The 23,389-nt window shown below is 57.1% G+C and carries 23 protein-coding genes; 12 read left to right on the forward strand and 11 right to left on the reverse strand.

Annotation, left to right across the window (positions count from 1 at the left end; genetic code table 11):
• Positions 1-74 precede the first annotated feature (74 nt).
• Together DL239_RS09490 and DL239_RS09495 are read right to left on the reverse strand one after the other, a co-directional pair.
• Complete coding sequence (locus DL239_RS09490) at positions 75-911, reverse strand: ChaN family lipoprotein (protein WP_167683766.1); 837 nt, start codon at positions 909-911, stop codon at positions 75-77.
• Positions 908-1,786: an RNA polymerase factor sigma-32 gene (locus DL239_RS09495; protein ID WP_167683767.1), complete on the reverse strand. Its 879-nt coding sequence runs from the start codon at positions 1,784-1,786 to the stop codon at positions 908-910. The genes DL239_RS09490 and DL239_RS09495 overlap by 4 nt, the downstream gene beginning before the upstream one ends.
• A 275-nt stretch (positions 1,787-2,061) precedes the next feature.
• Between DL239_RS09495 and cobU the strand changes: the two genes are divergently transcribed.
• From cobU to DL239_RS09515, 4 genes are all read left to right on the forward strand, one after another.
• Positions 2,062-2,580, forward strand: a complete 519-nt coding sequence (cobU, locus tag DL239_RS09500; protein ID WP_167683768.1) for a bifunctional adenosylcobinamide kinase/adenosylcobinamide-phosphate guanylyltransferase — start codon at positions 2,062-2,064, stop codon at positions 2,578-2,580.
• Positions 2,577-3,158, forward strand: coding sequence for a histidine phosphatase family protein (locus tag DL239_RS09505; protein WP_167683769.1), 582 nt, complete (start codon positions 2,577-2,579; stop codon positions 3,156-3,158). Before cobU ends, DL239_RS09505 begins: the two co-directional genes overlap by 4 nt.
• Before the next feature lie 59 nt (positions 3,159-3,217).
• Positions 3,218-3,904 carry a glutathione S-transferase gene (locus DL239_RS09510; RefSeq protein WP_167683770.1) on the forward strand — a complete coding sequence of 229 codons (687 nt, stop codon included), beginning with the start codon at positions 3,218-3,220 and terminating at the stop codon, positions 3,902-3,904.
• Between the two features lie 92 nt (positions 3,905-3,996).
• On the forward strand, positions 3,997-5,505 hold the full coding sequence (locus DL239_RS09515) for a YifB family Mg chelatase-like AAA ATPase (protein WP_167683771.1): 1,509 nt from the start codon (positions 3,997-3,999) through the stop codon (positions 5,503-5,505).
• 57 nt (positions 5,506-5,562) lie between these two features.
• On the opposite strand, the gene DL239_RS09520 is transcribed toward DL239_RS09515, so the two are convergent.
• The gene (locus tag DL239_RS09520; RefSeq protein ID WP_167683772.1) at positions 5,563-5,913 is read right to left on the reverse strand and encodes a winged helix-turn-helix transcriptional regulator; all 351 of its coding nucleotides are present in this window, start codon (positions 5,911-5,913) and stop codon (positions 5,563-5,565) included.
• Between the two features lie 75 nt (positions 5,914-5,988).
• Between DL239_RS09520 and DL239_RS09525 the strand changes: the two genes are divergently transcribed.
• Complete coding sequence (locus tag DL239_RS09525) at positions 5,989-6,879, forward strand: EamA family transporter (RefSeq protein ID WP_167683773.1); 891 nt, start codon at positions 5,989-5,991, stop codon at positions 6,877-6,879.
• 78 nt (positions 6,880-6,957) lie between these two features.
• Here DL239_RS09525 and gshB read toward each other — a convergent pair whose 3' ends face one another.
• The 3 genes from gshB to rsmI are packed head-to-tail and all read right to left on the reverse strand — an operon-like array spanning position 6,958 to position 9,195.
• On the reverse strand, positions 6,958-7,890 hold the full coding sequence (gene gshB, locus DL239_RS09530; protein WP_167683774.1) for a glutathione synthase: 933 nt from the start codon (positions 7,888-7,890) through the stop codon (positions 6,958-6,960).
• 60 nt (positions 7,891-7,950) lie between these two features.
• Positions 7,951-8,331, reverse strand: a complete 381-nt coding sequence (locus DL239_RS09535; RefSeq protein ID WP_167683775.1) for a YraN family protein — start codon at positions 8,329-8,331, stop codon at positions 7,951-7,953.
• A gap of 3 nt (positions 8,332-8,334) precedes the next feature.
• A complete protein-coding gene (gene rsmI, locus DL239_RS09540) occupies positions 8,335-9,195 on the reverse strand; it encodes a 16S rRNA (cytidine(1402)-2'-O)-methyltransferase (protein WP_167683776.1) in 861 nt (286 codons plus the stop codon).
• An 88-nt stretch (positions 9,196-9,283) separates the two neighbouring features.
• Between rsmI and DL239_RS09545 the strand changes: the two genes are divergently transcribed.
• The 3 genes from DL239_RS09545 to murJ are packed head-to-tail and all read left to right on the forward strand — an operon-like array spanning position 9,284 to position 14,791.
• Positions 9,284-10,456, forward strand: coding sequence for a penicillin-binding protein activator (locus tag DL239_RS09545; protein WP_167683777.1), 1,173 nt, complete (start codon positions 9,284-9,286; stop codon positions 10,454-10,456).
• Complete coding sequence (locus tag DL239_RS09550) at positions 10,416-13,244, forward strand: [protein-PII] uridylyltransferase (protein WP_439650861.1); 2,829 nt, start codon at positions 10,416-10,418, stop codon at positions 13,242-13,244. Before DL239_RS09545 ends, DL239_RS09550 begins: the two co-directional genes overlap by 41 nt.
• The gene (gene murJ / locus DL239_RS09555) at positions 13,241-14,791 is read left to right on the forward strand and encodes a murein biosynthesis integral membrane protein MurJ (protein WP_167683778.1); all 1,551 of its coding nucleotides are present in this window, start codon (positions 13,241-13,243) and stop codon (positions 14,789-14,791) included. The genes DL239_RS09550 and murJ overlap by 4 nt, the downstream gene beginning before the upstream one ends.
• 121 nt (positions 14,792-14,912) lie before the next feature.
• Here the strand turns inward: murJ and DL239_RS09560 are convergent, their stop codons facing one another.
• Positions 14,913-15,599, reverse strand: coding sequence for a rhomboid family intramembrane serine protease (locus DL239_RS09560; protein ID WP_167683779.1), 687 nt, complete (start codon positions 15,597-15,599; stop codon positions 14,913-14,915).
• Positions 15,600-15,723: 124 nt separating this feature from the next.
• On the opposite strand from DL239_RS09560, the gene trpS reads away from it, so the two are divergent.
• A complete protein-coding gene (trpS, locus tag DL239_RS09565) occupies positions 15,724-16,752 on the forward strand; it encodes a tryptophan--tRNA ligase (protein WP_167683802.1) in 1,029 nt (342 codons plus the stop codon).
• 58 nt (positions 16,753-16,810) lie between these two features.
• On the forward strand, positions 16,811-17,017 hold the full coding sequence (locus DL239_RS09570) for a cold-shock protein (RefSeq protein ID WP_167683780.1): 207 nt from the start codon (positions 16,811-16,813) through the stop codon (positions 17,015-17,017).
• Positions 17,018-17,197: 180 nt separating this feature from the next.
• Here the strand turns inward: DL239_RS09570 and DL239_RS09575 are convergent, their stop codons facing one another.
• From DL239_RS09575 to paaG, 4 genes are read right to left on the reverse strand one after another with little or no spacing between them, the layout of a single operon-like run.
• Positions 17,198-17,794, reverse strand: coding sequence for a TetR/AcrR family transcriptional regulator (locus tag DL239_RS09575; RefSeq protein WP_167683781.1), 597 nt, complete (start codon positions 17,792-17,794; stop codon positions 17,198-17,200).
• 4 nt (positions 17,795-17,798) lie between these two features.
• On the reverse strand, positions 17,799-19,109 hold the full coding sequence (gene paaK, locus DL239_RS09580) for a phenylacetate--CoA ligase PaaK (RefSeq protein ID WP_167683782.1): 1,311 nt from the start codon (positions 19,107-19,109) through the stop codon (positions 17,799-17,801).
• A gap of 15 nt (positions 19,110-19,124) precedes the next feature.
• Positions 19,125-19,550 carry a hydroxyphenylacetyl-CoA thioesterase PaaI gene (gene paaI / locus DL239_RS09585; RefSeq protein WP_167683803.1) on the reverse strand — a complete coding sequence of 142 codons (426 nt, stop codon included), beginning with the start codon at positions 19,548-19,550 and terminating at the stop codon, positions 19,125-19,127.
• 2 nt (positions 19,551-19,552) lie between these two features.
• Positions 19,553-20,338, reverse strand: coding sequence for a 2-(1,2-epoxy-1,2-dihydrophenyl)acetyl-CoA isomerase PaaG (gene paaG, locus DL239_RS09590; RefSeq protein WP_167683783.1), 786 nt, complete (start codon positions 20,336-20,338; stop codon positions 19,553-19,555).
• Between the two features lie 118 nt (positions 20,339-20,456).
• Between paaG and paaZ the strand changes: the two genes are divergently transcribed.
• Together paaZ and DL239_RS09600 are read left to right on the forward strand one after the other, a co-directional pair.
• Complete coding sequence (paaZ, locus tag DL239_RS09595) at positions 20,457-22,487, forward strand: phenylacetic acid degradation bifunctional protein PaaZ (protein ID WP_167683784.1); 2,031 nt, start codon at positions 20,457-20,459, stop codon at positions 22,485-22,487.
• Positions 22,488-22,580: 93 nt separating this feature from the next.
• The gene (locus DL239_RS09600; RefSeq protein ID WP_167683785.1) at positions 22,581-23,384 is read left to right on the forward strand and encodes a PaaX family transcriptional regulator C-terminal domain-containing protein; all 804 of its coding nucleotides are present in this window, start codon (positions 22,581-22,583) and stop codon (positions 23,382-23,384) included.
• The last annotated feature ends 5 nt before the right edge of the window (positions 23,385-23,389 follow it).

Below are 23,389 nucleotides of genomic sequence, written 5' to 3' on the forward strand. Positions count from 1 at the left end.
TACTGCGCAGCAGCGAAAGTGTGAAATGATTTTCCATTCTGGCCGTCACAGCCGTTTTGCATTCTCTAGTATTTCTATTGAAACGCCAGACAGGGATCTGGGCGTTCTACCGGGTCGGCATCCAGAACCAAATCAAATGTGCCCGCGACTTGACCCGCCTCTGCCTGCCCCAATGACAGCACCACAACGTCCGGGCGTGCCTTTGCCAGATAGACCGGCACACCGCGATCTGTACGGGCATGGCCGTTACCGGTGATCACCGCAACCGGGCCGCCGGTGGCCTGCAACGCCTGGACCACCGCATCCGCCAGAGCTGTGTCCCGCAGGCGTTGGAAGTCGACCATCATCGGCAGCATTTCGACTGGCAATGCATCGCAGTGATTGGTCATCTGGTCAGCTTCCCGGATCTGTTGTTCTGCAATCGGCAGCGGCTGATCCAGCCCATATACCGCCGCATCCGGGCCAAAGAAACCTGCCGCGCCCTGTTCCATCACCGATTTGGATGATGACCGGGGTACCATACCGCCAAACTGCTGCGCCCCCGTGGCAGCGGCAAACACCGGAGAGTAGAGCTCAAAATCCGGCCATCCTGATGTTGCCCAGTCTAGATGATCTGCCACCCGAGCAGCATCCGATAAGGGAATGGAGGCCAGCCCGTCGGCCTGTGCCTGAGTGATCATCTCCCAGACCACTGCATTGGGGGCCAGCGCCGTCAGGATATCCGCCTGCATCTGATGATGCACCGGATTGTCGTGAACCTCACCAAGGATAACCACATCCGCCTGTGCTAGCTGTTTAACCACATCAGGGTCAGGCGCCGCAGTAGCCGCGGACGCAGCAGTTAGGCAAACAAAGATAGCGCCGCCCCAACAGGCAGCGCTATTTCGTACGTAATCAAAAAGGATGTTCATACGAGTAGGCTATGAACCTCTCGCGATTGATTTTCAAGACTCTTGCGCATCTTCAAAAACGCTGCGGCTTCTAGCTGACGAACGCGTTCTTTGGATAATCCCAGCTCAGTTCCAAGGCTTTCCAGAGTGCGTGGCCGATCCCGCAGTTTGCGCTCTTTTACAATGAACCGCTCGCGGCCATTCAAAGCCTGCATCGCTGACACCAGCCAGACCCGCAACTGCCGTCGGTCGTGACGCCGTTCCACCAGTTCATCAGCTTGCGCGCTGTCATCTTCCAGCGCATCAATCCACTCGCGGCCATCTTCGTCAGTCGACTGCACCGCATTCAACGAGAAATCAGACCCGGACAACCGGCCCTCCATCATTTCCACGTCACGGATAGGCACGCCAATTTCGGTGGCAATTTTCTGGTGCAACTGGTGGCGGTCCAACTTGTATCCTCGTGCCGCCTGCACACGCTCTAACTGGGCCTGCACACGCCGCATGTTGAAGAACAGCGATTTCTGCGACGACGTCGAACCGGTCCGGACCATCGACCAATTGCGCATTACGTAATCTTGAATAGAGGCTTTGATCCACCAAACTGCATAGGTTGAAAACCGGACACCCCGATCAGGATCAAATTTATCGGCTGCTTTCATCAGCCCCAGACCCGCTTCTTGGATCAGATCATTCATCGGCGCACCGTAGCGTTTGAATTTGGCCGCCATTGAAATTGCCAGTCTTAGATATGCATTGATAAGACGGTGAAGCGCCGCCTCGTCCTTGTGATCACGCCAGGCATAGGCCAGCCGTAATTCCGTTTCTGCATCAAGTAATTCGGCCTTCATCGCCTTCTTAGGCAATGGGTTGTCAATGTGTGCTTCTCGTGCCATGCATTTATCCCCCGAAAACAGCAAAGCCGTCTACGTCCTGGAGCAACGCAAAATTCCAAATAGGCCCAACATGTCTGCTTGCAGTTTTTATCGGCTTAGTGGCATTCTGCCACGCGGCAACAGGCGTTGTGAGTGACTGGGCGAATGTTGCCCGTCCTGTTACTGGCCACTCTGGTCGAGCAGTGACACAGAGAACTGCCTTAGTCTCGGCTTGTTTTAAGCGGGCCCTGCAGTTACCCACAGGCACGGCTTCTGTATCTAAAAGGTTATTCAATTTGTCTATTCAAGTCACACTGATTTTGGGCGGAGCAGCCTCTGGAAAGAGTTCATATGCCGAACAAATCTGTTTTAATAGCGACAAAACAAGATCTTACCTAGCCACATCACAAATAGTTGATCATGAAATGCGCGTTAAAATAGACAAACATGTGGTGCAAAGAGGCGAAGGCTGGACAACCTATGAGGAGCATTTGAACGTTTCTGCGGTACTTGACTCTTTAGGTAGACAAACTATTTGCCTGCTGGACTGCGCTACAATGTGGTTATCAAATCACCTATTGACCGGAAGTGACCTGCAAGTTGCGCAGCAGGATTTGCTAGGTGCAATTTCCCGTTGCAAAGCTGAACTCGTAATTGTGTCAAATGAGGTCGGAATGGGAATTGTACCGGATAACGCGCTGGCCCGCCAATTCCGCGAGGTGCAGGGGCGTCTGAATATCGCTTTGGCGGCGCAGGCGGATCGGGTTATTCAGGTCACCGCAGGGTTGCCGTTGGCATTGAAAGGGACGCTGTGACGACCGACCTGTTTCTGGTTCGCCATGGTCCAACCCATGCCAAGTGTATGGTCGGCTGGTCGGACCTACCCGCAGATCTGTCTGATATCGCTGCGCTATCACGTCTGGACGCATACCTGCCACAGGACGCGCTTGTTGTTTCATCGGACCTAAGCCGTGCAATAGACACCGCCGACGCTATTCAAGGGCGTAGAGAGCGCCTGCCGCACAATCCAGATCTGCGTGAAATCCATTTTGGCGACTGGGAACTGCGAACCTGGGCGGAAATTGACGCGGAGGACCCGGAACGGATCAGCGCTTATTGGGAACGTCCAGGAGATGTGGCTCCTCCGCGCGGCGAAAGCTGGAATCAAGTCTGCGCAAGGGTGAATACAGCCATTGACTGCCTTGAACAGGCTCACTCAGGCAGGTGTTTGATTGTCGTCGGTCACTTTGGGCAGATATTGACCCAAGTACAGCGGTCTGACCAATTGAGCGCCGAAGAAGCGTTTGGCCATCGAATTGATAATTTGTCAGTGAGCGAAATCAGCAGAGGCCCCGGCGGCTGGAGCCTTGGAAAGATCAATCACTGCCCTTGATGGTGGGCACCATAAATCATCATTTTACGTGATACCTTTTGCAGCCCTATGCTGCGGTCATGACTTATGATCTTTATATCGGTGACCGCATGTTCTCCAGTTGGTCTTTACGCGGCTGGCTCATGTTCGAAAAATTCGCAATCCCGCATAACACCCACATGATTGGGTTGTATTCCGGCACCATGGCCGAAGACATGGAAGAATTGGCACCAGCTCGATTGGTTCCGACCCTTCGCGCGCCAGACGGACTAGTTGTTGGGGAATCCTTGGCAATGGGGGAAACCCTGGCCGAACAAAACCCAACGGCTGGCCTGTGGCCCAGTGACCCTGCGCAACGGGCAACCGCGCGCTGGCTCTGTGCCGAAATGGTCGGTGGATTTGGTGCGCTTCGCAGCGATTGCGCCATGCAATTTCGCCATGTCTGGAAGGGCTTTGTCCCATCCGATGCCGTCAAAGCCGACCTAGCGCGCGTGGAAACCCTTTGGGCCCATGCCCGAGCCATTTCCGGCAGCTCAGATGGTTTCCTGTTTGGGGAGTATTCACTGGCGGAAGTCTTTTACACACCCGTAGCCGCGCGCATCGTTGGGTATGACCTGCCGGTGTCAGAGGCATCACGCGCCTACTGCAAGACCCTGCTGTCAGACCCCGCTGTCTTGAAATGGCAGGAACAGGCGCAGGAGGTGCAGTATGATCCTATGCCCTATGAAATAGACCTGCCAAATCGTCCCTGGAGTTTGGACGGATAAGGTCGATTTCATTGTGAAATGACGACCGCATTAACCCCTTGGAAACCATATCTCTCAACCATCTCGGACTGAACGATAGGGAGCAGGGAGAGATGACCGCACGCGCCTATACCGTTGCGTTCCAAGGGGTCGAAGCCCGCCAGGTTGAGGTGCAATGCGCAGTGGCGCCGGGCCTGCCCGCGTTTTCGGTGGTTGGGCTACCCGACAAGGCGGTGTCAGAGGCCCGTGATCGGGTACGGTCAGCGTTCGCCAGCATGTCGATTGCGCTGCCCTCAAAACGGATCACCATAAACCTTTCACCTGCTGACTTGCCCAAAGAGGGCAGTCATTTCGACCTGCCAATTGCGCTCGCACTATTGGCCGCTATCGAAATCATCCCGGCAGATGCCGCCGCCGAAACCATCGCATTGGGTGAGTTGTCCCTTGATGGCACATTGGTTCCTGTAGTTGGCGCGCTTCCGGCCGCGATGACCGCTGCCGAGAAGAACCGTACGCTTCTTTGCCCACAAGCATCAGGGGCGGAGGCGGCATGGGTGGAGGCGGCGAAGGTCGTGGGGGCTGCCAGTTTGGCCGACGTGGTGCGCCATTTCACCGGGCAAATGTTGATCGATTTGGCCCGACCGGGCGAGGTGAGCAGCCCTGCCCCAACCAAAGACCTAAGGGACGTCAAGGGACAGGAACGAGCCAAACGCGCGCTGGAGATCGCCGCGGCGGGCCGTCACCACATACTGATGGTAGGCACGCCAGGGTCAGGGAAATCAATGTTGGCGGCACGACTGCCGGGCATCTTGCCACCGCTGACGCCAACCGAAGCACTGCAGACATCGATGATTCAGTCCCTATGCGGAATGATCGAAGAAGGTGGCATCAATCGCACACGTCCGTTCAGGGAGCCACACCACACCGCATCAATGGCAGCGATAGTTGGTGGCGGACGGCAGGCAAAACCGGGCGAGATCAGTCTGGCCCACAATGGTGTTTTGTTTCTAGACGAATTTCCAGAGTTCAATCGTGCTGTGCTGGAAACTTTGCGCCAGCCAATTGAAACTGGCGAAGTGATGATTGCCCGCGCCAATGCGCATGTGAAATACCCCAGCCGGTTCATGTTGGTGGCGGCGGCCAATCCCTGCAAGTGCGGCTACCTGACGGACCCAGCCCGCGCCTGTTCCCGTGCTCCGATCTGTGGCGAGGATTACATGGGACGGATCTCTGGCCCACTCATGGACCGGTTTGATCTGCGGGTTGAGGTGCCACCGGTTGCCTTTAGCGATCTGGATCTCCCGGCAGATGGTGATAGCACTAACGAGGTGGCCGCACGTGTTGCCGCCGCGCGGGACGTGCAAAGCAGGCGGTTTGAAGACTTCTCTGACCTGAGGCAGAACGCAGATGTCGAGGGGGAATTGTTGGAACAGGTCGCACGACCAGACGTCGAGAGCCGAGACCTGCTGAAGCGCGCCGCCGAACGATTCGGCCTAACGGCGCGGGGGTATCACCGGGTCCTGCGGGTGGCCCGAACCATTGCAGACCTTGATAACGTGACTGACATTCGGCGCAGAGATGTGGCGGAGGCGCTGAGTTTCAGATTGGCCACCTCAGCTTAAATCTTTCGTCATGGCTGAAGCCATTGCGGGCTGGGTCGGCAAAACTCCCGTTGGGCGCTATGCGTGGGGATCACTTTCCTGCAGGCTGTCAGCCCATTGTTTTGACCAAGCGCCAAAAGGTTCGAGCAATCCGAATAGTTCCTCCCCAGTGGCAGTCAGTTCGTAGCCTGTGTCTCCACGCGCGACTAAACCGCTTGATGTCAGCTCTTTTAGACGTTTGTTCAAAACTGTTGGGGAAACCCTCTCGCAGCTGGTTTGGATCTCGCGAAATGTCATTGGACCGCGTGATAGCTGCCAGATCACCCCAAGCGCCCAGCTTCGCCCCAGCAGATCGAACAAGGCCATGATTGGCTTGCCCGATTGCGATCCCCTGACTGGTTTTCCCGGTGTGGGAATTTGTGTCGACATGGCTGACTCCTATTGCTACTCTTTATGTAGCGCCGTATTGCTACGCCTTATGTAGCAAACTTGTCAGGCGTTGCCATGATTATTCTTCCAGTTCTCGCAGCTTTGAGTGCTTCATTCGGGTGGGCCACGGGTATTGTCCTTGCACAAAGCCCAGCAAAATTACTCGGTTCATTTGAATTCACCCGTATTCAGCTGATATCTTGCGCAGCTATTCTTGCAGTCGCCTGTACTGGTCTTGGGTACTGGCAGTCCGTTGAATGGTCTTACTGGCCGCATTTTGCTGCCAGTACGTGTTTCGGCATCGTTTTGGGAAATCTCGCGATGATCGAATGCCTGCGACGAGGCGGCCCAAGGCGCACGGAGTTATTGTTGTCTCTCAAAGCGCCGCTGGTTGCTGCAATGGCATATTTTTGGCTGCAGGAAACATCATCAGTCATGGACTTGCTAGGGGCGAGCATCACCCTGTCCTGTGTCTGTCTTGCGATCTTTTTCGGTGGCAACAAACGCTCTGACAGCGATGTGACGACGGGCCGGATATCAACAATCGTGCTGCTTGGCATAACTGCAACGGGCCTTCAGGGGTTCGGGTTTCTCGTCATTAAGCCAGCGATGCTTGCAGGAACTGAGCCAATAGCTGCATCAGCCATCCGCCTGTTGGGGGCCGCATTTCTGATTTCAATTGTAGCGCTGTGGCCGTCCAAGATGTTTCAGAGCCAGAGTGAGTTGTCACCACGGTTACTTGGCCGAACGATATTGCCAGGGTTCATAGGCTACGGCGTGTCTTCGTCTTTGTTGCTTTATGCCTTTGCAAATTTCGATGCGGGCATTGCGGCTGTACTTGGGTCTTTATCGCCAGTGCTTGTTCTACCAATCCTCTGGTTCAAGGAAGGCCATATGCCACGCGCACAAGCAACCTTGGGTGCGGTTTTGACGGTGGTGGGCACCGTGGTCATTGTTGTTCTTTGAGGTAACGATACGCGATCGCAGATGCTGGATAGGCATGTCAGGTGCTGCCCGGCCAATTGGCCGGGCGAACCCTATGAGTTAAAGCTTGGCTTCAATCGCTTCCCAGATCTTCTCGGCGATGTTCACACCGTCGAAACGCTCTAGTTCCTGAATGCCAGTCGGAGAGGTCACGTTGATTTCAGTGAGGTAGTCACCGATCACGTCGATGCCGACAAAAACCTGGCCCTTTTCCTTCAGCAGCGGGCCGATGGCAGCGCAGATTTCCAGATCACGTTCGGTCAGGCCAATCTTTTCAGGGCGGCCGCCGACATGCATGTTTGATCGCGTTTCGCCTGCCGCAGGTACACGGTTGATCGCACCTACTGGCTCGCCATCGACCAGAATAACCCGTTTGTCGCCATTGCTGACGTCAGGCAGGAATTTCTGCACGATCAATGGTTCCCGGCTAAAGCCTGTGAACAGCTCGTGCAGCGAGGTCAGGTTGCGGTCGTTGGTATCCAGACGGAACACCCCTGCCCCACCGTTGCCGTACAGCGGCTTTAGGATCACGTCGCCATGTTTGGCTTTGAACGCCTTGATGGTATCCAGATCACGGGCGATGGTTGTTGGTGGTGTCAGGTCCGGGAAATCCAGTACCAGCAGTTTTTCTGGGTAGTTGCGCACCCAGAACGGGTCGTTCACTACCAAGGCCTGCCCCTTGAGACGATCCAGTAAATGGGTGGCGGTGATGTAGTGCATGTCGAACGGAGGGTCTTGACGCAGCCAGACCACATCGAAATCAGCCAGGTCCACCTCTCGTTCTAGGCCAAGGACGGCTGGATCTCCGGCAACGCGCTGTACGGTCATATCCTGACCACGAGCGGTGATACGACCCTCTTGGTAGGCAAGCTGATCCGGCCCGTAGAAAAACAGCTCGTGCCCACGTTTCTGTGCCTCTTCGGCCAGCCGGAAACTGCTGTCTGCGTTGATGTCCACGTCCCCGATTGGGTCCATCTGAAAGGCGATCTTCATGCGTCTATCCCTTATCTGTCGGTCAGATACATGGCCCAGCATCAGCCCATGTTCAATGGGTCAGCCCTGCCCAAAAGCGTTTTCGATGATTTCAATGCGGCCAGCGCCATCAACCAAAGCAACGTCAAATCGAGATTCTGTTAGCTGGCCTGCGGGTTCATTGTCCAGAAATTGCCCCGCGCTGGCGTAGATCCGCTCTATCTGGGCCTGCGTGATGCGCGCGGCGGCACGGGCGCTTGTCTTGCTTTTTTTCACTTCGACAAAGACTAGGGCTGCGCCTTGGCGAAGGATCAGGTCAATCTCGCCACCCGCACCGCGCCAGCGGCGTGCAGCCACACTGTAGCCCTGTTTTTCATAGAGCTTGACCACCTGATCTTCGGCGGCGGCGCCTGACAGATAGGCCTGTTGGCCACGTTCAATACGATCCCGTGGTCCAGCCATATCCTACCCTTCGTCCTTGGGCAGCTGCAGCGCCATTTGATAGACTTTGCGACGGGGTAGATCGTGCAGCTTCGACACAATATCCGCTGCATCCTTGACCGAGTTATCACGCAACGCCGCGCGCAGGTCCTGTTCCAGATCATCGGGATTCACGTCTTTGGTGCGGGAGCGGTCGACCAACACGACAATTTCACCCTTTACGCCAGCCTTGGCCAGTTGCGCGGCCAGTTCGCTTAGCGAAGCGCGGCGAACCTCTTCGAACTTTTTGGTAATCTCACGGCACAGGGCTGCAGGGCGATCCCCCAGTACTTCTGCCATGTCCGCCAGCGAGGCCGCTATGCGCTTGGGTGATTCGTAAAAGATGAGCGTTCCGGGAATGCGGCTGACCTCTTCCAGCCGTTTGCGTCGGGCACCACTGGCATTTGGCAGAAACCCAGCAAAAAAGAATGCATCGGTCGGCAGGCCTGCAAGCGTCAGCGCGGCCAGCCCTGCTGAGGCCCCCGGAGCGACGGTGACCGCATGACCTGCCTCGGCTGCGTCGCGGCTAAGATCATAGCCGGGGTCGGCAATAAGCGGCATTCCTGCCTCGGAGGCATAGGCGACAGATTTGCCCTCGGCGAGTGCCGCAAGCAGGCCCGCACGGGCGCCTGCGCCGCTGTGGTCGTGGTAAGCAATGACCCGACGGTCGCCCAGTGGCACACCATGAATTTCCATCAGGCGGCGCAGGGATCTGGTGTCTTCGGCGGCGATCACGTCAGCGGATGCCAAAACATCCAGCGCTCTAAGGGTGATATCGCGTGCTGTGCCTATTGGAGTGGCAACAAAGTACAGCCCCGGAGACAATCTGACATTCTGGTGATTCAACGCTGGACCCGCCTTTATCGTCGTTTATTATTCACCCCTAACACCAACACGGCACACCATTGCCGGACCAGGGAGTTTTAAGTCTATTATGTTTGCTTTTTTCAAGCCTACCCGCAAGGTCGCACTCGCGGCTATTATCGCTGTTTCTTCTATTGCTCTTGCCGCCTGCGACCCCATTAGCACTGGTGGCGGGCCAACTATCAACACATCTAAACCGGTCCCTGTGGCATTGCTGGTGCCGCGTGGCTCTGGCCAGCCCGGAGACGAGGTCCTGGCCCAAAGCCTGGAAAACGCAGCCCGCATGGCCATTGCCGACCTGCAGGGCATTCAGATTGATCTGAAAGTGTACAACACTGCCGCCGATGCGCAGACCGCAGCGACGGCAGCGACACAGGCGGTAAGTGACGGCGCCCGAATTATTCTGGGTCCACTGTATGCCGAGGCAGCAAATGCTGCGGGTGTGGCTGCGGCCAAACGCAACGTGAATGTTCTGGCGTTTTCTAACAACTCTGCCATTGCAGGTGGTAACGTTTACATCCTTGGTGCAACCTATGACAACACAGCCCGGAGGCTTGCCAGCTATGCGGCACGTCAGGGCAAGGGCAACATGCTGGTGGTCAGCGGCAATGATGCCAGCGGGCAGGCAGGCCGAAACGCCATCCAAAGCGCCGCAGCCGCGACCTCTGCCAATGTTGTCGGCAGTGTCAGTTATGAGCTATCGCAACAGGATGTGATCAACTCGATTCCGACAATTCGGGATACAGCGGCGAGCAACGGGGCCACCTCGGTGTTTATGACAGCGACCACGGCTGGGGCTTTGCCTCTTTTGACGCAACTGCTCCCCGAAGCAGGGCTTGACCCGGCGACCACTCAGTACATGGGACTGACCCGCTGGGATATTCCTGCGCAAACGCTGGCCTTGCCCGGTGTTCAGGGCGGCTGGTTTGCCCTACCCGATCCAGCAAAGGCTGCACAGTTCCGTGATCGCTACAGCGCTACCTATGGCAGCGCACCGCACTCTGTCGGTGGCCTGGCCTATGATGGTATCGCGGCCATTGGTGCGCTGGTCGGTGCTGGTAAATCAGATGCCCTGACCGGAGCCGCCCTGACGCAAGGCGCCGGTTTCCAAGGGGTTAGTGGTATCTTCCGTCTGCGCCCAGATGGCACAAATGAACGTGGCCTCGCGGTTGCGACAATCCAAGAACAGAAGGTGGTTGTCATTGAACCAGCCCCAAGCAGCTTCTCCGGCGCAGGATCGTGATTCGGCGGCTGATGCCGTAACCCGCCATCCTCAGGCCTCTGGGCCATTGGTCTGCGATCCACTTTTGATCTTCGATACAACGAAGATTCGAGAGCGGATTGCCGAACTAGCAACAGACCGGGAAAACGCATCGCTTCGGAGCGAGGTCGTCGCGCTGCTGCGGGACGCCAACAAGGCTGGGCGAAAAGTGATTGCCGAGGGCTTTGCCAAGTCGCCTTTCGACTCTCGGCCAGCGACACGATCATACACGTATCTTACTGACGGGCTTGTCACCTCGGCGCTATATGCGGCTAGCGAGCTGATGCACCCGTTGGGTAGCCCAACCCGGAGTGAGCGGATCGCCGTACTAGCTGTTGGCGGCTATGGTCGGGGTGAGATGGCCCCGTCATCGGATGTCGATCTGTTGTTCCTGACACCCTACAAAATTACGGCCTGGGCCGAGAGTGTCATTGAATCGATGCTTTATATCCTGTGGGATCTTAAGCTGAAGGTCGGTCACGCCAGTCGCACAATTCAGGACTGTTTGCGTTTGGGGCGCGAAGATTTCACCATTCGCACTGCCATGCTGGAGCACAGGTTTCTGGCCGGGGACGAATTGCTGGGCGATGAAATGGATGAGCGACTAAAAGCTGATCTGTTTCAGGGCACTGCCCATGAATTCATTGAGGCCAAGCTGAGTGAGCGTGAGGCGCGCCATATCAAGCAAGGCCAGCGGTATATGGTTGAACCGAACGTCAAAGAAGGCAAAGGCGGATTGCGCGATTTGCAGTCGATGTACTGGATCGCCAAGTATCTGTATCAGGTGCAGGATACGGCCGAGCTGGTGCCACTGGGCCTGTTCGAACCCGAGGAATTCGATCTGTTTGCCAAGGCCGAGAACTTTCTTTGGGCGGTCCGGTCCCATCTGCATCTTTTGACCGGGCGGCCAACCGAAGTGCTGTCGTTCGATATGCAGGTCGAGGTTGCCGACAGGATGGGCTACCAAGATAACGCCGGGCGCAGAGCGGTGGAAATCTTCATGCAAGATTACTTTCGCCAGGCCACTACGGTGGGAGACCTGACGCGCATCTTCCTGACCAAACTGGAGGCCACCCACCAGAAAGGTGCGCCGCTGCTTGAGCGTCTGTTCCGGCGTCGACCCCGTACCAAAGCGGGCTACAAGGTGGTCAATAACCGGCTTGATATTGCTGACCCAGACGAATTCCTGACCGACACGCTAAACCTGTTGCGACTATTCGAGGAAGCCCTGCGGACAGGTATGCTCATTCACCCTGATGCGATGCGTTTGGTGACTGCAAATCTTGACCTGATCGACGACAATTTCCGCAACACGCCCGAAGCCCGGCGTATTTTTCTGGATCTGCTGCTAAAACACGGTAACCCGGAGCGGGCGCTGCGACGGATGAACGAACTGGGGGTCCTGTCGGCCTTTTTGCCAGAGTTTGCGCCTATCGTGGCGATGATGCAGTTCAACATGTATCACTCGTACACAGTGGACGAGCACACCATTCAGGTGATCTCAAACTTTGCTGCAATTGAGCGCGAAGAGCTGGAAGATGAATTACCCCTTAGCTCTAGAATTATGCGCAAGGGGTTGAACCGCAAGGTACTGATGGTGGCGATGCTGCTGCATGACATCGGCAAGGGACAGCCGGTTGACCATTCGATCCTAGGCGCACAGATCGCCCGCAAAGTGGCCCCGCGACTGGGCCTTAGCAAAACCGACAGCGAAACCGTGGAATGGTTGGTGCGGTATCACCTGCTGATGTCGGACATGGCGCAAAAACGAGACATTGCCGACCCACGGACAGTGCGGGCCTTTGCCAAGGCCGTGAAAACGGTGAAACGGCTGGACCTGCTGACTGTGCTAACGGTTTGTGACATTCGCGGTGTTGGTCCCGATACCTGGAACAACTGGAAAGCGGCCCTGCTGCGCGCGCTGTACAAACAGACCCGCGAAGCGCTGGAAAACGGTATGGAGGCACTGAACCGCGAGCACCGCGGCGCCGGAGCCAAGAAGAACCTGCGCGAGGCACTGCCGGATTGGCCCAAAGCCCTGCTCAAGAAAGAGGCTGCTCGTCATTACTCTCCCTATTGGCAGGGGCTGCACTTGACGGCCCATGTCGATTTTGCGGAAATGCTGCGCGAGCTAGAGGAAAGCGACGATCCAACCGGGATTGTAATCCGTCTGTTCCCCGACGAAGACCGGGACGCAACGCGCGCTTGCTTTGTTATGCCTGACCACCCCGGAATATTCTCACGCGTAGCCGGGGCGTTAGCACTGGTTGGCGCCAATGTTGTTGATGCGCGCTCGTACACCACCAAAGACGGCTATGTCACCGATGCCTTTTGGATACAGGACGCCGACGGCAGCCCATTTGAGGCCGCACGCCTGCCGCGCCTAAGCCAGATGATCCGCAAAACGCTGAATGGTGAGGTCGTGGCGCGGGATGCGCTGAGTTCGCGAGACAAAATCAAGAAACGCGAACGGGCGTTTAAAGTGCCGACCCATATCACCTTTGATAACGATGGTTCAGAAATCTACACCATCATCGAAGTCGACACCCGCGATCGACCTGGGCTGCTGTTTGACCTTGCCCGCACGCTATCCACCTCGAACGTTTATATCGCCAATGCGGTGATCGCGACCTATGGCGAACAGGTAGTGGATACATTCTACGTGAAAGACATGTTCGGGCTGAAATACTACGCAGAGTCAAAGCAGAAATTTCTTGAGAAGAAGCTGCGTGAGGCAATCACCGAAGGTGCAAAACGGGCTCAATCATGAAACCCATAAAACTACTATCCGGGTTTCTGACCGTCGGGTTCTGGACGCTTGCCAGCCGGGTGCTGGGCTTTGCCCGTGAGATCTTGCTGACGGCCTATGTTGGCCCCGGCCCGGTGATGGATGCGTTCGTTGCAGCGTTTCGCCTGCCCAATATGTTCCGTCGATTCTTTGCCGAGGGCGCGTTTAACGCCGCCTTTGTGCCGATGTTCGCCAAAAAGCTAGAGGTCGGCGAGGACGCGCAAGGGTTTGCACAGGCGGCGTTCAACCTGCTGTTAATGGCGGTTTTGGTGCTGGTGGGTCTGGGCATGGTGTTCATGCCGGGGTTGGTCTGGGCCACTGCCAATGGCTTTGCTGGGGATGCGCGGTTCGACATGACCGTTGGTTTTGGCTACATCGTGTTCCCCTATATCCTGTTCATGTCGCTGGCGGCGTTGTTTTCGGGCGTGTTGAATGCCACTGGGCGCTTTGCTGCTGCTGCAGCCGCGCCAGTTTTGCTGAATATTTTTGCCTGTACCGCGATGGTGGCGGGTGCCGTTGTGGGCGGCGAGGTAATCACCTGGCTTATCTGGACTATTCCAGTGGCGGGCGTGGCACAGTTGGCTTTGGTTTGGCGCGCCACGGAAAAAGCCGGCATTCGCCTGCGCCCCGGACGTCCACGACTGACACCTGAGATGCGAAACTTGGTACGTGTTGCCGTTCCCGCTGCGTTGGCAATGGGCGTCACCCAGATCAATCTGGTGGTCGGCCAGTTAGTAGCCTCGGATATAGAAAACGCTGTGAGTTGGTTGTTCGTCGCAGACCGGCTGTATCAGCTGCCGCTAGGCGTTGTTGGCATTGCTGTGGGCATTGTGCTGCTACCGGATCTGTCACGGCGGTTGCGCGCCGGGGATGAGACCGGTGCAAGGGATGCTCTGTCCCGCGCAGGTGAGTTCTCGTTGATGCTGACCATCCCTTCAACCGTGGCGTTTCTGGTGATGCCAGTGCCGCTGATTTCGGTGCTGTATGAACGCGGAGCCACCGGCCCCGAGGATGTGGCAGCCATTGCGATGGCGGTGGCTGTCTATGGCGTTGGCCTGCCCTCGTTTGTGCTGCACAAGCTGTTGCAGCCTTTGTACTTCGCACGCGAGGACACCCGCTCGCCGTTCCACTATGCGTTGGTTGCAATGGTGGTGAATGCAGGGCTGGCCTTTGGTCTGAAACCTTTTGTTGGCTGGATCGCCCCCGCCATCGCGGCTACGGCTGCAGGCTGGGTCATGGTGGCCATGTTGATGTTCGGCGCACGTGGTATGGGCGAAGTTGCCCGGTTTGACGCCCGCTTTCACCATCGCATTTGGCGTATCATCGCGGCGTCGGCTGTGATGGGTGCGGTTTTATTTGCTGTCACCACCCAGTTTGCTTGGGCTTTCAACCTGCCCAGCTGGCGTTATCTGGCCCTGCTTGGCCTGATTGTCTTGGGGGCCGTCAGCTACTTTGGCGCAGGTCAGGTACTGGGGGCCTTCAAACTGGGTGAGTTCAAGCGTGCCCTGCGACGGGGAAACCGCAGTTAAAGCCACCGCGATACTGAATTGGGCCTCCTTTGGCGACCGCGCCGCGCATCAGCGCGGCGCCATGCCCATCGCCTTTTGGTTCATCTTTGATGAGCCCACAGGGGGCGGGAGACCCCAGTGTTTAATCCCGATGAATCTTGCCGCGCATCCGCGCCCAACCGCCGGGAGCCAGAAAGAACGACAGGCCAAATCCGGTGGCAAATCCAGCTAGGTCCGCCACCCAGTCTTTCTGCCCGCCCATGATCAGGCCAAATAGCAACTGTATGCCCATCAAAAATGCGATCAGCGTAAAGGCCCGGCTTTGCTGTGCCCCAACCATCCCCAGCGACCGCCACAGGATAAAGGTAAAGGCACCGATCAGACCGTAAACGGCGGGAAATCCGCCAAAAAGTGGGAACTGAGAGCTCACCAACACCGCATAGCCAACCGCACCGCCGATACCTGACAGCAGGAAAATCACCACCATGGCCACATCCCCCATGACCTCGCCCACCATTTTGCCCATGGCCAGCACAAACACGCAGACAAACAATGCCTGCGTAAAGGCACCGTGCACAAAAGCATATGAGACGAACCGGATCAGGTGTTCCATTGGCCAATGACCAGTCTCCCACATCCACCAGAATATCTCGGAGGAGAATCCATAGACCTGCAGCGCCTCTAACCGCCAGCCAACCGCACCGGGGCCACCGATGATACCGCGGGTTCCCAGCGAAAAGGCGGCCTCGATCCCCATGATGATCAGTACCAGCGCGACCACGGCCGGTGGCAGTGGATTAACTGGGGCTGGGTTGGGATTGCTGCTCATATTGTTAACTCCTTAGCCACTAACGGCTGTGTTTGACCCTCTCAGGCCTTGGCGCCTGTTGACGATGGGTGATCCCATGGGTAAGCCACCGGGGATCGTATTTCCAGACGGGAGTTCTCGCCAGATGAGCGAAACCAGTTTTACCCCGCGTGTATTTTCGGGCATTCAGCCGTCCGGCAACCTGCACCTGGGCAACTACTTGGGCGCTATCAAGCGCTTTGTCGATATGCAGGGCTCAGATTTTGAGACCGTTTATTGCATGGTGGACATGCATGCGATCACTGTCTGGCAAAACCCTCAAGATCTGATGAAATCCACCCGCGAACTGTGTGCCGGATTCATCGCCAGTGGCATCGACCCTGAGCAGTCAATCCTGATCAACCAGAGCCAAGTGCCCGAGCATGCCCAACTGGCATGGGTCTTCAACTGCGTCGCCCGCATGGGCTGGATGCAGCGCATGACCCAGTTCAAGGATAAGGCCGGTAAGAACGCCCAGAACGCGTCGCTAGGGCTGTTTGCCTACCCTGCGTTGATGGCCGCTGATATTCTGATCTACCACGCAACCCACGTGCCCGTGGGTGACGACCAGAAACAGCACCTGGAGCTGACCCGAGACATCGCGGCCAAGTTCAACCATGACTATGGCGTTGATTTCTTCCCGATGACCGAACCGGTGATCGAAGGTGCCGCTACACGGGTGATGAGCCTGCGCGACGGCTCAAAGAAAATGTCAAAGTCAGATGCGTCAGATGCCAGCCGTATCAACATGACCGACGATGCTGACACATTGGCAAAGAAGATCCGCAAGGCGAAAACCGACCCGGATGCACTGCCAAGCGAGGCCAAGGGCCTGGAAGAGCGTCCCGAGGCGCGAAACCTGATCAATATCTACGCCGCATTGAACGACCAAAGCGTCGAAGAAGTACTGGCAGATGTTGGTGGCAAGCAGTTTGGCGAGTTCAAACCCATGCTAGCCGATCTGGCCGTGTCCAAGCTGGCGCCTATTGCGGGCGAAATGGCAAGATTGATGGATGATCAGACAGAGATTGACCGCATCCTTGCTCGTGGTGCAGAACGGGCGAGAGAGATCACTGCGCCGATTCTGCGCAAGACATATGACATTGTGGGTATGGTTCCGCCAGCCGCAGTGTAATAACTGAGTTAAAACAAGTCCTTGCACGTTGCTTGGGCGATATACTGGAGAAAATCGGATGGCCAACGGCACCGTAAAATGGTTCAACGCAACTAAAGGCTACGGCTTTATCGAGCCTGAAAATGGCGGAAAAGACGTATTTGTACACATTTCTGCTGTTGAGCGTTCGGGTCTGAACGGCTTGAACGACAACCAGAAAGTTTCCTACGAGCTGGAAACTGGCCGTGACGGCAAAGAATCTGCTGGTTCGCTGGAACTGCTGTAAGGCAGTACTGCGGCTTCGGCTGTAGAAGTTTTAAAGGCCACCCTTTTCCCAAGGGTGGCCTTTTCCTTTGGAGCGGTAAAAGTCAGGGGCGCCCGCCCACTTAGCTGGTCTTACTCAGACCACCTTCGCCGTTGGGCATGGCAGTGCACCTGCGGCGCACTGCGGGCGTTTATTGATCGGTCAGAGCCCGCCAACGCCCTGCAGGGTCAGGTTGGCAACGGTTTTGGCATATTCTTCACGCGCCTGCGATCCTGCGCCCGAGTTCCACATGTAGTACCAATTCAGCATACCAAACACCGACATGGTCGCTGAACGTAATTTGGCTGCGTCATCTACAAACACCTGTGGCGCGGCGCGGCTTAGCGCATCGCTGAGAAACTGAACCAGCTCGCGCTGGTATCCCCTCAGCAAGGCCTGCTGTTCATTGGGCAAGGCGGTCATAGAGCTGATCTGGACCTTATGCTCGTGATCGGCCCCCTGATAGGCCAGCAAGATCCCAGCCACGATTTGGTGCACCTGCTGATCCGGCTCTAACCCCTGAACATCAATACTGCAAACACGGTCGCGCAGGTCGCGCAAGTAACAGTCGAGAATATCGAACAGGATGGCGTCCTTACTATCGTAGTAGTGATAGATATTCGCCTTTGAAATCCCGCACTCCCGCGCCAATTGGGTCATCGAGGCGCGGTCAAAACCCTGATCGGCGAACACCTTGGCCGCCGACTTCAGGATCTGACTGCGTTTCTGGTCGTGGTCTTTGGCAATCGTTCGGGCCATTCCCTTATCCTTTGTCGCGGTTGTCGATGACCCGTACAGCCTTTCCCTGTGACCGCGCAACCGACCCCGGGTCGCCGACGATGATTTCCGTCGAAACCCCGACCATATCCTTGATGTGCTTGTTCAGCATGCGCGACGCGGCCGTCTTGGATAGCTCGTCCGCCGCACCGGGTGCGGCCTCTACAAAGACCCGCATCGCATCCATGCGGCCGGATTTGTACAGCTCGATCTGGAAATACGGGGCCAGACCACCTGTGGCCATAACCTGTTCTTCGATCTGGGTTGGGAACACGTTGACGCCGCGCAGGATGATCATGTCATCCGACCGGCCAGTGATTTTCTCCATCCGCCGCATGGTCCGCGCGGTACCCGGCAATAAACGAGTCAGGTCTCGGGTGCGATACCGCACCATCGGCAGGCCTTCTTTGGTGAGTGTGGTGAAAACCAGCTCGCCCATCTCGCCATCCTCAACGACCTCTCCAGTATTAGGGTCGATGATCTCGGGGTAGAAATGATCCTCCCAGATGTGCAGACCATCCTTGGTCTCGACACATTCGTTGGCCACACCCGGCCCCATGATTTCAGACAGCCCATAGATGTCGACCGCGTGCATATCAAACGCAGCCTCGACCTCTAACCGCATGGCATTGGTCCAGGGTTCAGCTCCGAATATGCCAACCGACAGCGAGCTTTCGCGCGGGTCTAGCCCCTGTTTGTGGAACTGCTCTAGAATGTTGAGCATGTAGGACGGCGTCACCATGATCCCGTCGGGTTTGAAATCTGTGATCAGGCCCACCTGCTTCTCGGTCTGGCCGCCGCCCATCGGCACCACTGTCGCGCCCAGGCGTTCGATGCCGTAATGCGCACCCAGCCCGCCGGTGAACAAGCCATAGCCATAGGCGTTATGCACCATGTCCCCTTTGCGCAGGCCCGAGGCCCGCAAAGAGCGCGCCACCAGATCCGCCCAGTTATCAATATCATTCTGGGTATAGCCCACAACGGTCGCCTTACCCGTGGTGCCGGACGAGGCATGCAAACGAATAATCTGATCCTGTGGAACAGCAAACAGGCCAAAGGGGTAATTGTCGCGCAGGTCGTTTTTGTAGGTGAACGGGAACTTGGCCAGATCCGCCAGCGATTTCAGATCATCCGGATGCACGCCAGCCTCGTCAAACCGCTGTTTGTACATCGCCACATTGTCATAGGCATGGCGCAGCGAGGTCTTCAGACGCTCTAGCTGCAGGGCGCGGATTTCATCGACTGAGGCGATTTCAATCGGGTCCAGGTCAGCCTTGTTTGGGGTCAAATCTTTCATGGCGTCGTCCTCATCTCATTCGTCAAATAACTGGCCCTTGATCGCGCGGGACATGCCCCGGAACTCGGCGATCTGTTGGCCCTGTTGGTTGGTCACTGTCACGTCATAGATGCCGCTGCGCCCGGTCAGCGAGACCTCACGCGCGATGGCGGTCAGCCTGTCGCCCAAGCGACCCGGTGCGGTAAAGCTGATCATGTTGTGCTGCGCGACGGTTGACTGATTGCGGCTGTTGCAGGCAAAGGCAAAGGCGCTGTCGGCTAGCATGAATGTCACGCCGCCATGGCAAATGCCATGGCCATTACAATGGTGCTGTTCCACCGTTAGCTCAATGACGCTCTCCCCCTCGTCCTTGTGAGTGATCTCCATCCCCGCCCATTTTGAGGCATGGTCATCGGCCCACATGGCGGCGGCGGCTTTTTCAGCCCGTTGTTTTGGCGTCATCGTCATTTCCCCTGAAACACCGCGGCGCGTTTTTCCAGAAAGGCCGATACGCCCTCGGCGTAGTCCGCGCTTTCGCCGCATGTCTTCATAGCGACCGCTTCGACCTCGAGATGGTCATCCAAGGTGTTGATGGCCGAGGCCTGGATGCACTGTTTTGTCATCCCCAAACCCAATGTCGGGCCATTGGCCAGCTTTTCTGCCAGAGCACGCGCTTCATCCATCAGATCCTCATCTGGCAGGGCCTTCCAGATCAGTCCCCAGTCTGCCGCCTTTTCTGCCGATAGCGGTTCGCCGGTCATCGCCAACCCCTTGGCGCGCGCTTCGCCCACCAAATGCGGCAAATGCCAGCTGCCGCCGGTATCGGGGATCAGGCCGACCTTGGCAAAGGACTGGATGAACTTGGCGCTGTGTCCTGCCATGACGATGTCACAGGCCAGCGACAGGTTGGCCCCGGCCCCCGCCGCCACACCGTTTACTGCGCAGATCACTGGGAAATTCAACGACCGAATCAGCCGCACCAGCGGCGCGTAGAATGTGCGCACCGTGTTGCCCAAATCAGGCGGGCCTTCCATCTTGGACGGGTCCCGGTCTCCCAGATCCTGCCCCGCACAAAACCCGCGACCAGCACCTGTCAGTACGATGGCGCGGGTTCCCGTGTCGCGCGCGCCTTGAATGACCGAGCGCAGCGCATAGTGCATTTCGTCGTTAAAAGAATTCAGCCGGTCTGGGCGATTCAGGGTGATCTCGATCCAGTTGCCGTGATCCACTGTCAGAATTGTATCGCTCATCATTCTTCCCCCTGAAATTGCAGCCCCAAAAGGCGCTTGAACAAATTTCTTGCATAAACCGACCGGTTGGTCAATAAATTCCACAACCAATTTCAGCCTATCATGAACGGAGCGCGTTATGAGCATTCAACAGGTTTCCAGTTTTGCCAGTGGTCAGTGGATTGCTCCGGGTGCGGGTGCCCGCAATATCGCCAGCGCCATCACCGGTGAGGTCATCGCCACCGCAGGCAACGACGCGCTGGATGTGCAGGCGATGCTGGACTATGGCCGCAATGTTGGTGGCCCCTCCCTGCGCGCGATGACGTTCCACGACCGCGCCCGCATGCTCAAGGCGCTGGCCGGACATCTAAACCAGCACAAGCAGGCGCTATACGAAGCCTCGTTTGATACCGGAGCCACCCAAAGCGACCACATGATCGACGTGGATGGCGGCATCGGCACCATGTTTGTCTTTGCCTCTAAGGGTCGCCGCGAAATGCCCGACGCGCAGGTCTATCTGGACGGCGACGTCGAACAGCTCAGCCGCAATGGCACCTTTTTGGGGCAGCACATCTGCACCCCGTTGCAGGGCGTCGCGGTGCACATCAACGCCTTCAACTTCCCGGTCTGGGGGATGTTGGAAAAACTGGCGCCTACCCTGCTGGCCGGTGTACCCGCCATTGTGAAACCAGCGACTAATAGCTGCTATGTGACTGAACTTGCCGTGCGTCTGATGCTCGACAGTGGCATCCTGCCTGCCGGTGCACTGCAACTTGTGTCTGGCGGTCTGGGCGACATGCTGGATCATTTGGGCATGATGGATGTGGTCAGCTTTACCGGATCAGCCAATACCGCGCTGAAACTACGCTCCAACCCGGTGATCCTGGAAAACTCGGTCCGGTTCGTGGCCGAACAGGATAGCCTAAACGCCTCGATCCTTGGCCCCGATGCCATACCCGGCACACCTGAATTTGACCTGTTCGTCAAAGAGGTCAGCCGCGAGATGACCACCAAGGCAGGCCAAAAATGTACCGCTGTGCGTCGCATCATCGCGCCAAACGGCCAAGTTGAGGCCGTTATCGAGGCCCTGTCGGCCCGTCTGGCCAAGACCACCATCGGTGACCCACGGCTTGAAACCACCCGCATGGGCGCGCTGGTCAGCATGGGCCAGAAACACGACGTGCTGGAAAAGGCCGCCATTATCGGGACTGAGGCCACACGCGTTTACGGCGATCCCGACAGCTTCACCGTGGACGGCGCTGACGCCGACAAAGGTGCCTTTGTCCCACCAATGCTGTTCCACTGCGCCGACCCCGACAATGCCCAACGCGTCCACGACACCGAGGCCTTTGGCCCCGTGTCCACCGTAATGGGCTATCGCGATGTGGATCACGCGGTGGAACTAGCCAACAAGGGTCAGGGCTCGCTGGTGGCATCCGTCATTACACATGACGCTGAGGTCGCCCGTCAGGTCGCCATGGGCGCGGGTGCCTATCATGGGCGTTTGTACTTCAACAACCGCGACAGCATGGGCGAAAGCACCGGCCACGGCTCGCCCCTGCCCCACATGGTTCACGGCGGCCCCGGTCGTGCCGGCGGTGGCGAGGAGTTGGGCGGCGTGCGCGGCGTCATGCACTACATGCAACGCACCGCCATTCAGGGTAGCCCTGACATCCTGTCCGCCATTGGTCAGCAATGGGTGCCAGGCGGAACCGAGATCGAAGGCCCCGCGCACCCCTTCACCCGCAAGTTCGGTGAGCTATCAATTGGCGAAACCCTTTACAGCCCTTCACGTACTGTGACGCTGGAAGACATCGAAACCTTTGCCAACTTCACTGGCGATACCTTCTATGCCCACATGGACGACGCCGCCGCCAAGCGGAACCCATTCTTCCCCGGTCGTGTTGCGCATGGTTACCTGCTGTTGTCTTTCGCTGCCGGCCTGTTTGTTGAACCCAACGAAGGCCCAGTTCTGGCCAACACCGGGCTGGACAACCTGCGATTCATGCAGCCGGTTTCAGCCGGAGACAGCATCAAGGTGCGATTGACGGTGAAGAAAAAGACCCCACGCAACGAGGAATATGGCGAGGTGCGCTGGCACGTGACGCTGACCAATCAGGCCGACGAGAAGGTTGCAGAATACGAGCTGCTGACCATGAACGCCTTCTGATCTGGATGGCCGTACTACCTAGGGTTAAGCAACACCTTGCCACCGCACGGAATTAGACTGGTCTCCTCTACCGAGGAGACCTACATTAACCCTATGACCCATTCCACGGACCAATGGTTTAAAACCAGTATTGACCTACTAAGTGACCCGCAAAACCAACGTGTTTGGTCGGTCATCATTTCGCTGTTCGGCGATATGGCACAACGACCTGATGACCAGATCAGCGGAGCCGCCCTAACCCGCATCATCACGCCAATGGGGATCAAACCCGAAGCGATCCGGGTTGCGTTACATCGGTTGCGCAAAGACGGCTGGCTTGAGAGCGCGCGTACAGGTCGGGCGTCGACCCATTACCTAACCCAATACGGCCGCGACCAATGTTCCTCTGTCACCTCACGGATCTACGCTCGCGATCCAGTTCTGCCACAAGAATTACATGTGCTGATTGCCGCCGGTGGTTTTGGTCAAGACGCACTGGACGAGGCACTGATGCTGCCCCGCTATATCTCGGTCAACCGCACCACAGCCTTGGGGTACGGTCCCAAGCCAAAAACATCGCATGATTTGCTGGCCCTTGAGGCTGACAGCTACTCTCTACCCGACTGGCTCAAAGCTCAGCTATTTCCTGCTGAGCTGTCGCAGTCCTGTGCCGCGCTTTTCAAGGTAGTCAGTAGTATTTCAGATCCACCACCGGGGTTAAGCTCAGCGCAAGTGGCGTCGCTGCGCACCCTGATTGTTCATCGCTGGCGGCGCATTGTGTTGCGGCATCCTGATCTTCCAATAGACTTTCACCCAACAACCTGGCCCGGTGTCGCCTGCCGAGACAAAGTCTTTGCATTACTGGACCAGTTGCCCCTTCCAAACCTGGCCGAACTAAGAGAGCCTGTGGAAGCCTAAAAGAA

It is taken from the genome of Parasedimentitalea denitrificans, from assembly GCF_011813015.1.
Lineage (GTDB): Bacteria > Pseudomonadota > Alphaproteobacteria > Rhodobacterales > Rhodobacteraceae > Parasedimentitalea > Parasedimentitalea denitrificans.

What these genes read in the sequence shown, in the direction of transcription:
- DL239_RS09510 (WP_167683770.1), top strand. Translation starts at nt 3,218, where the DNA reads ATGACTTATGATCTTTATATCGGTGACCGCATGTTCTCCAGTTGGTCT.
- DL239_RS09535 (WP_167683775.1), bottom strand. Translation starts at nt 8,331, where the DNA reads ATGGCTGGACCACGGGATCGTATTGAACGTGGCCAACAGGCCTATCTG.
- DL239_RS09520 (WP_167683772.1), bottom strand. Translation starts at nt 5,913, where the DNA reads ATGTCGACACAAATTCCCACACCGGGAAAACCAGTCAGGGGATCGCAA.
- murJ (WP_167683778.1), top strand. Translation starts at nt 13,241, where the DNA reads ATGAAACCCATAAAACTACTATCCGGGTTTCTGACCGTCGGGTTCTGG.
- DL239_RS09525 (WP_167683773.1), top strand. Translation starts at nt 5,989, where the DNA reads ATGATTATTCTTCCAGTTCTCGCAGCTTTGAGTGCTTCATTCGGGTGG.
- paaI (WP_167683803.1), bottom strand. Translation starts at nt 19,550, where the DNA reads ATGACGCCAAAACAACGGGCTGAAAAAGCCGCCGCCGCCATGTGGGCC.
- gshB (WP_167683774.1), bottom strand. Translation starts at nt 7,890, where the DNA reads ATGAAGATCGCCTTTCAGATGGACCCAATCGGGGACGTGGACATCAAC.
- DL239_RS09575 (WP_167683781.1), bottom strand. Translation starts at nt 17,794, where the DNA reads ATGGCCCGAACGATTGCCAAAGACCACGACCAGAAACGCAGTCAGATC.
- DL239_RS09570 (WP_167683780.1), top strand. Translation starts at nt 16,811, where the DNA reads ATGGCCAACGGCACCGTAAAATGGTTCAACGCAACTAAAGGCTACGGC.
- DL239_RS09490 (WP_167683766.1), bottom strand. Translation starts at nt 911, where the DNA reads ATGAACATCCTTTTTGATTACGTACGAAATAGCGCTGCCTGTTGGGGC.
- DL239_RS09600 (WP_167683785.1), top strand. Translation starts at nt 22,581, where the DNA reads ATGACCCATTCCACGGACCAATGGTTTAAAACCAGTATTGACCTACTA.
- DL239_RS09515 (WP_167683771.1), top strand. Translation starts at nt 3,997, where the DNA reads ATGACCGCACGCGCCTATACCGTTGCGTTCCAAGGGGTCGAAGCCCGC.
- DL239_RS09545 (WP_167683777.1), top strand. Translation starts at nt 9,284, where the DNA reads ATGTTTGCTTTTTTCAAGCCTACCCGCAAGGTCGCACTCGCGGCTATT.
- paaZ (WP_167683784.1), top strand. Translation starts at nt 20,457, where the DNA reads ATGAGCATTCAACAGGTTTCCAGTTTTGCCAGTGGTCAGTGGATTGCT.
- paaK (WP_167683782.1), bottom strand. Translation starts at nt 19,109, where the DNA reads ATGAAAGATTTGACCCCAAACAAGGCTGACCTGGACCCGATTGAAATC.
- paaG (WP_167683783.1), bottom strand. Translation starts at nt 20,338, where the DNA reads ATGAGCGATACAATTCTGACAGTGGATCACGGCAACTGGATCGAGATC.
- DL239_RS09495 (WP_167683767.1), bottom strand. Translation starts at nt 1,786, where the DNA reads ATGGCACGAGAAGCACACATTGACAACCCATTGCCTAAGAAGGCGATG.
- trpS (WP_167683802.1), top strand. Translation starts at nt 15,724, where the DNA reads ATGAGCGAAACCAGTTTTACCCCGCGTGTATTTTCGGGCATTCAGCCG.
- DL239_RS09560 (WP_167683779.1), bottom strand. Translation starts at nt 15,599, where the DNA reads ATGAGCAGCAATCCCAACCCAGCCCCAGTTAATCCACTGCCACCGGCC.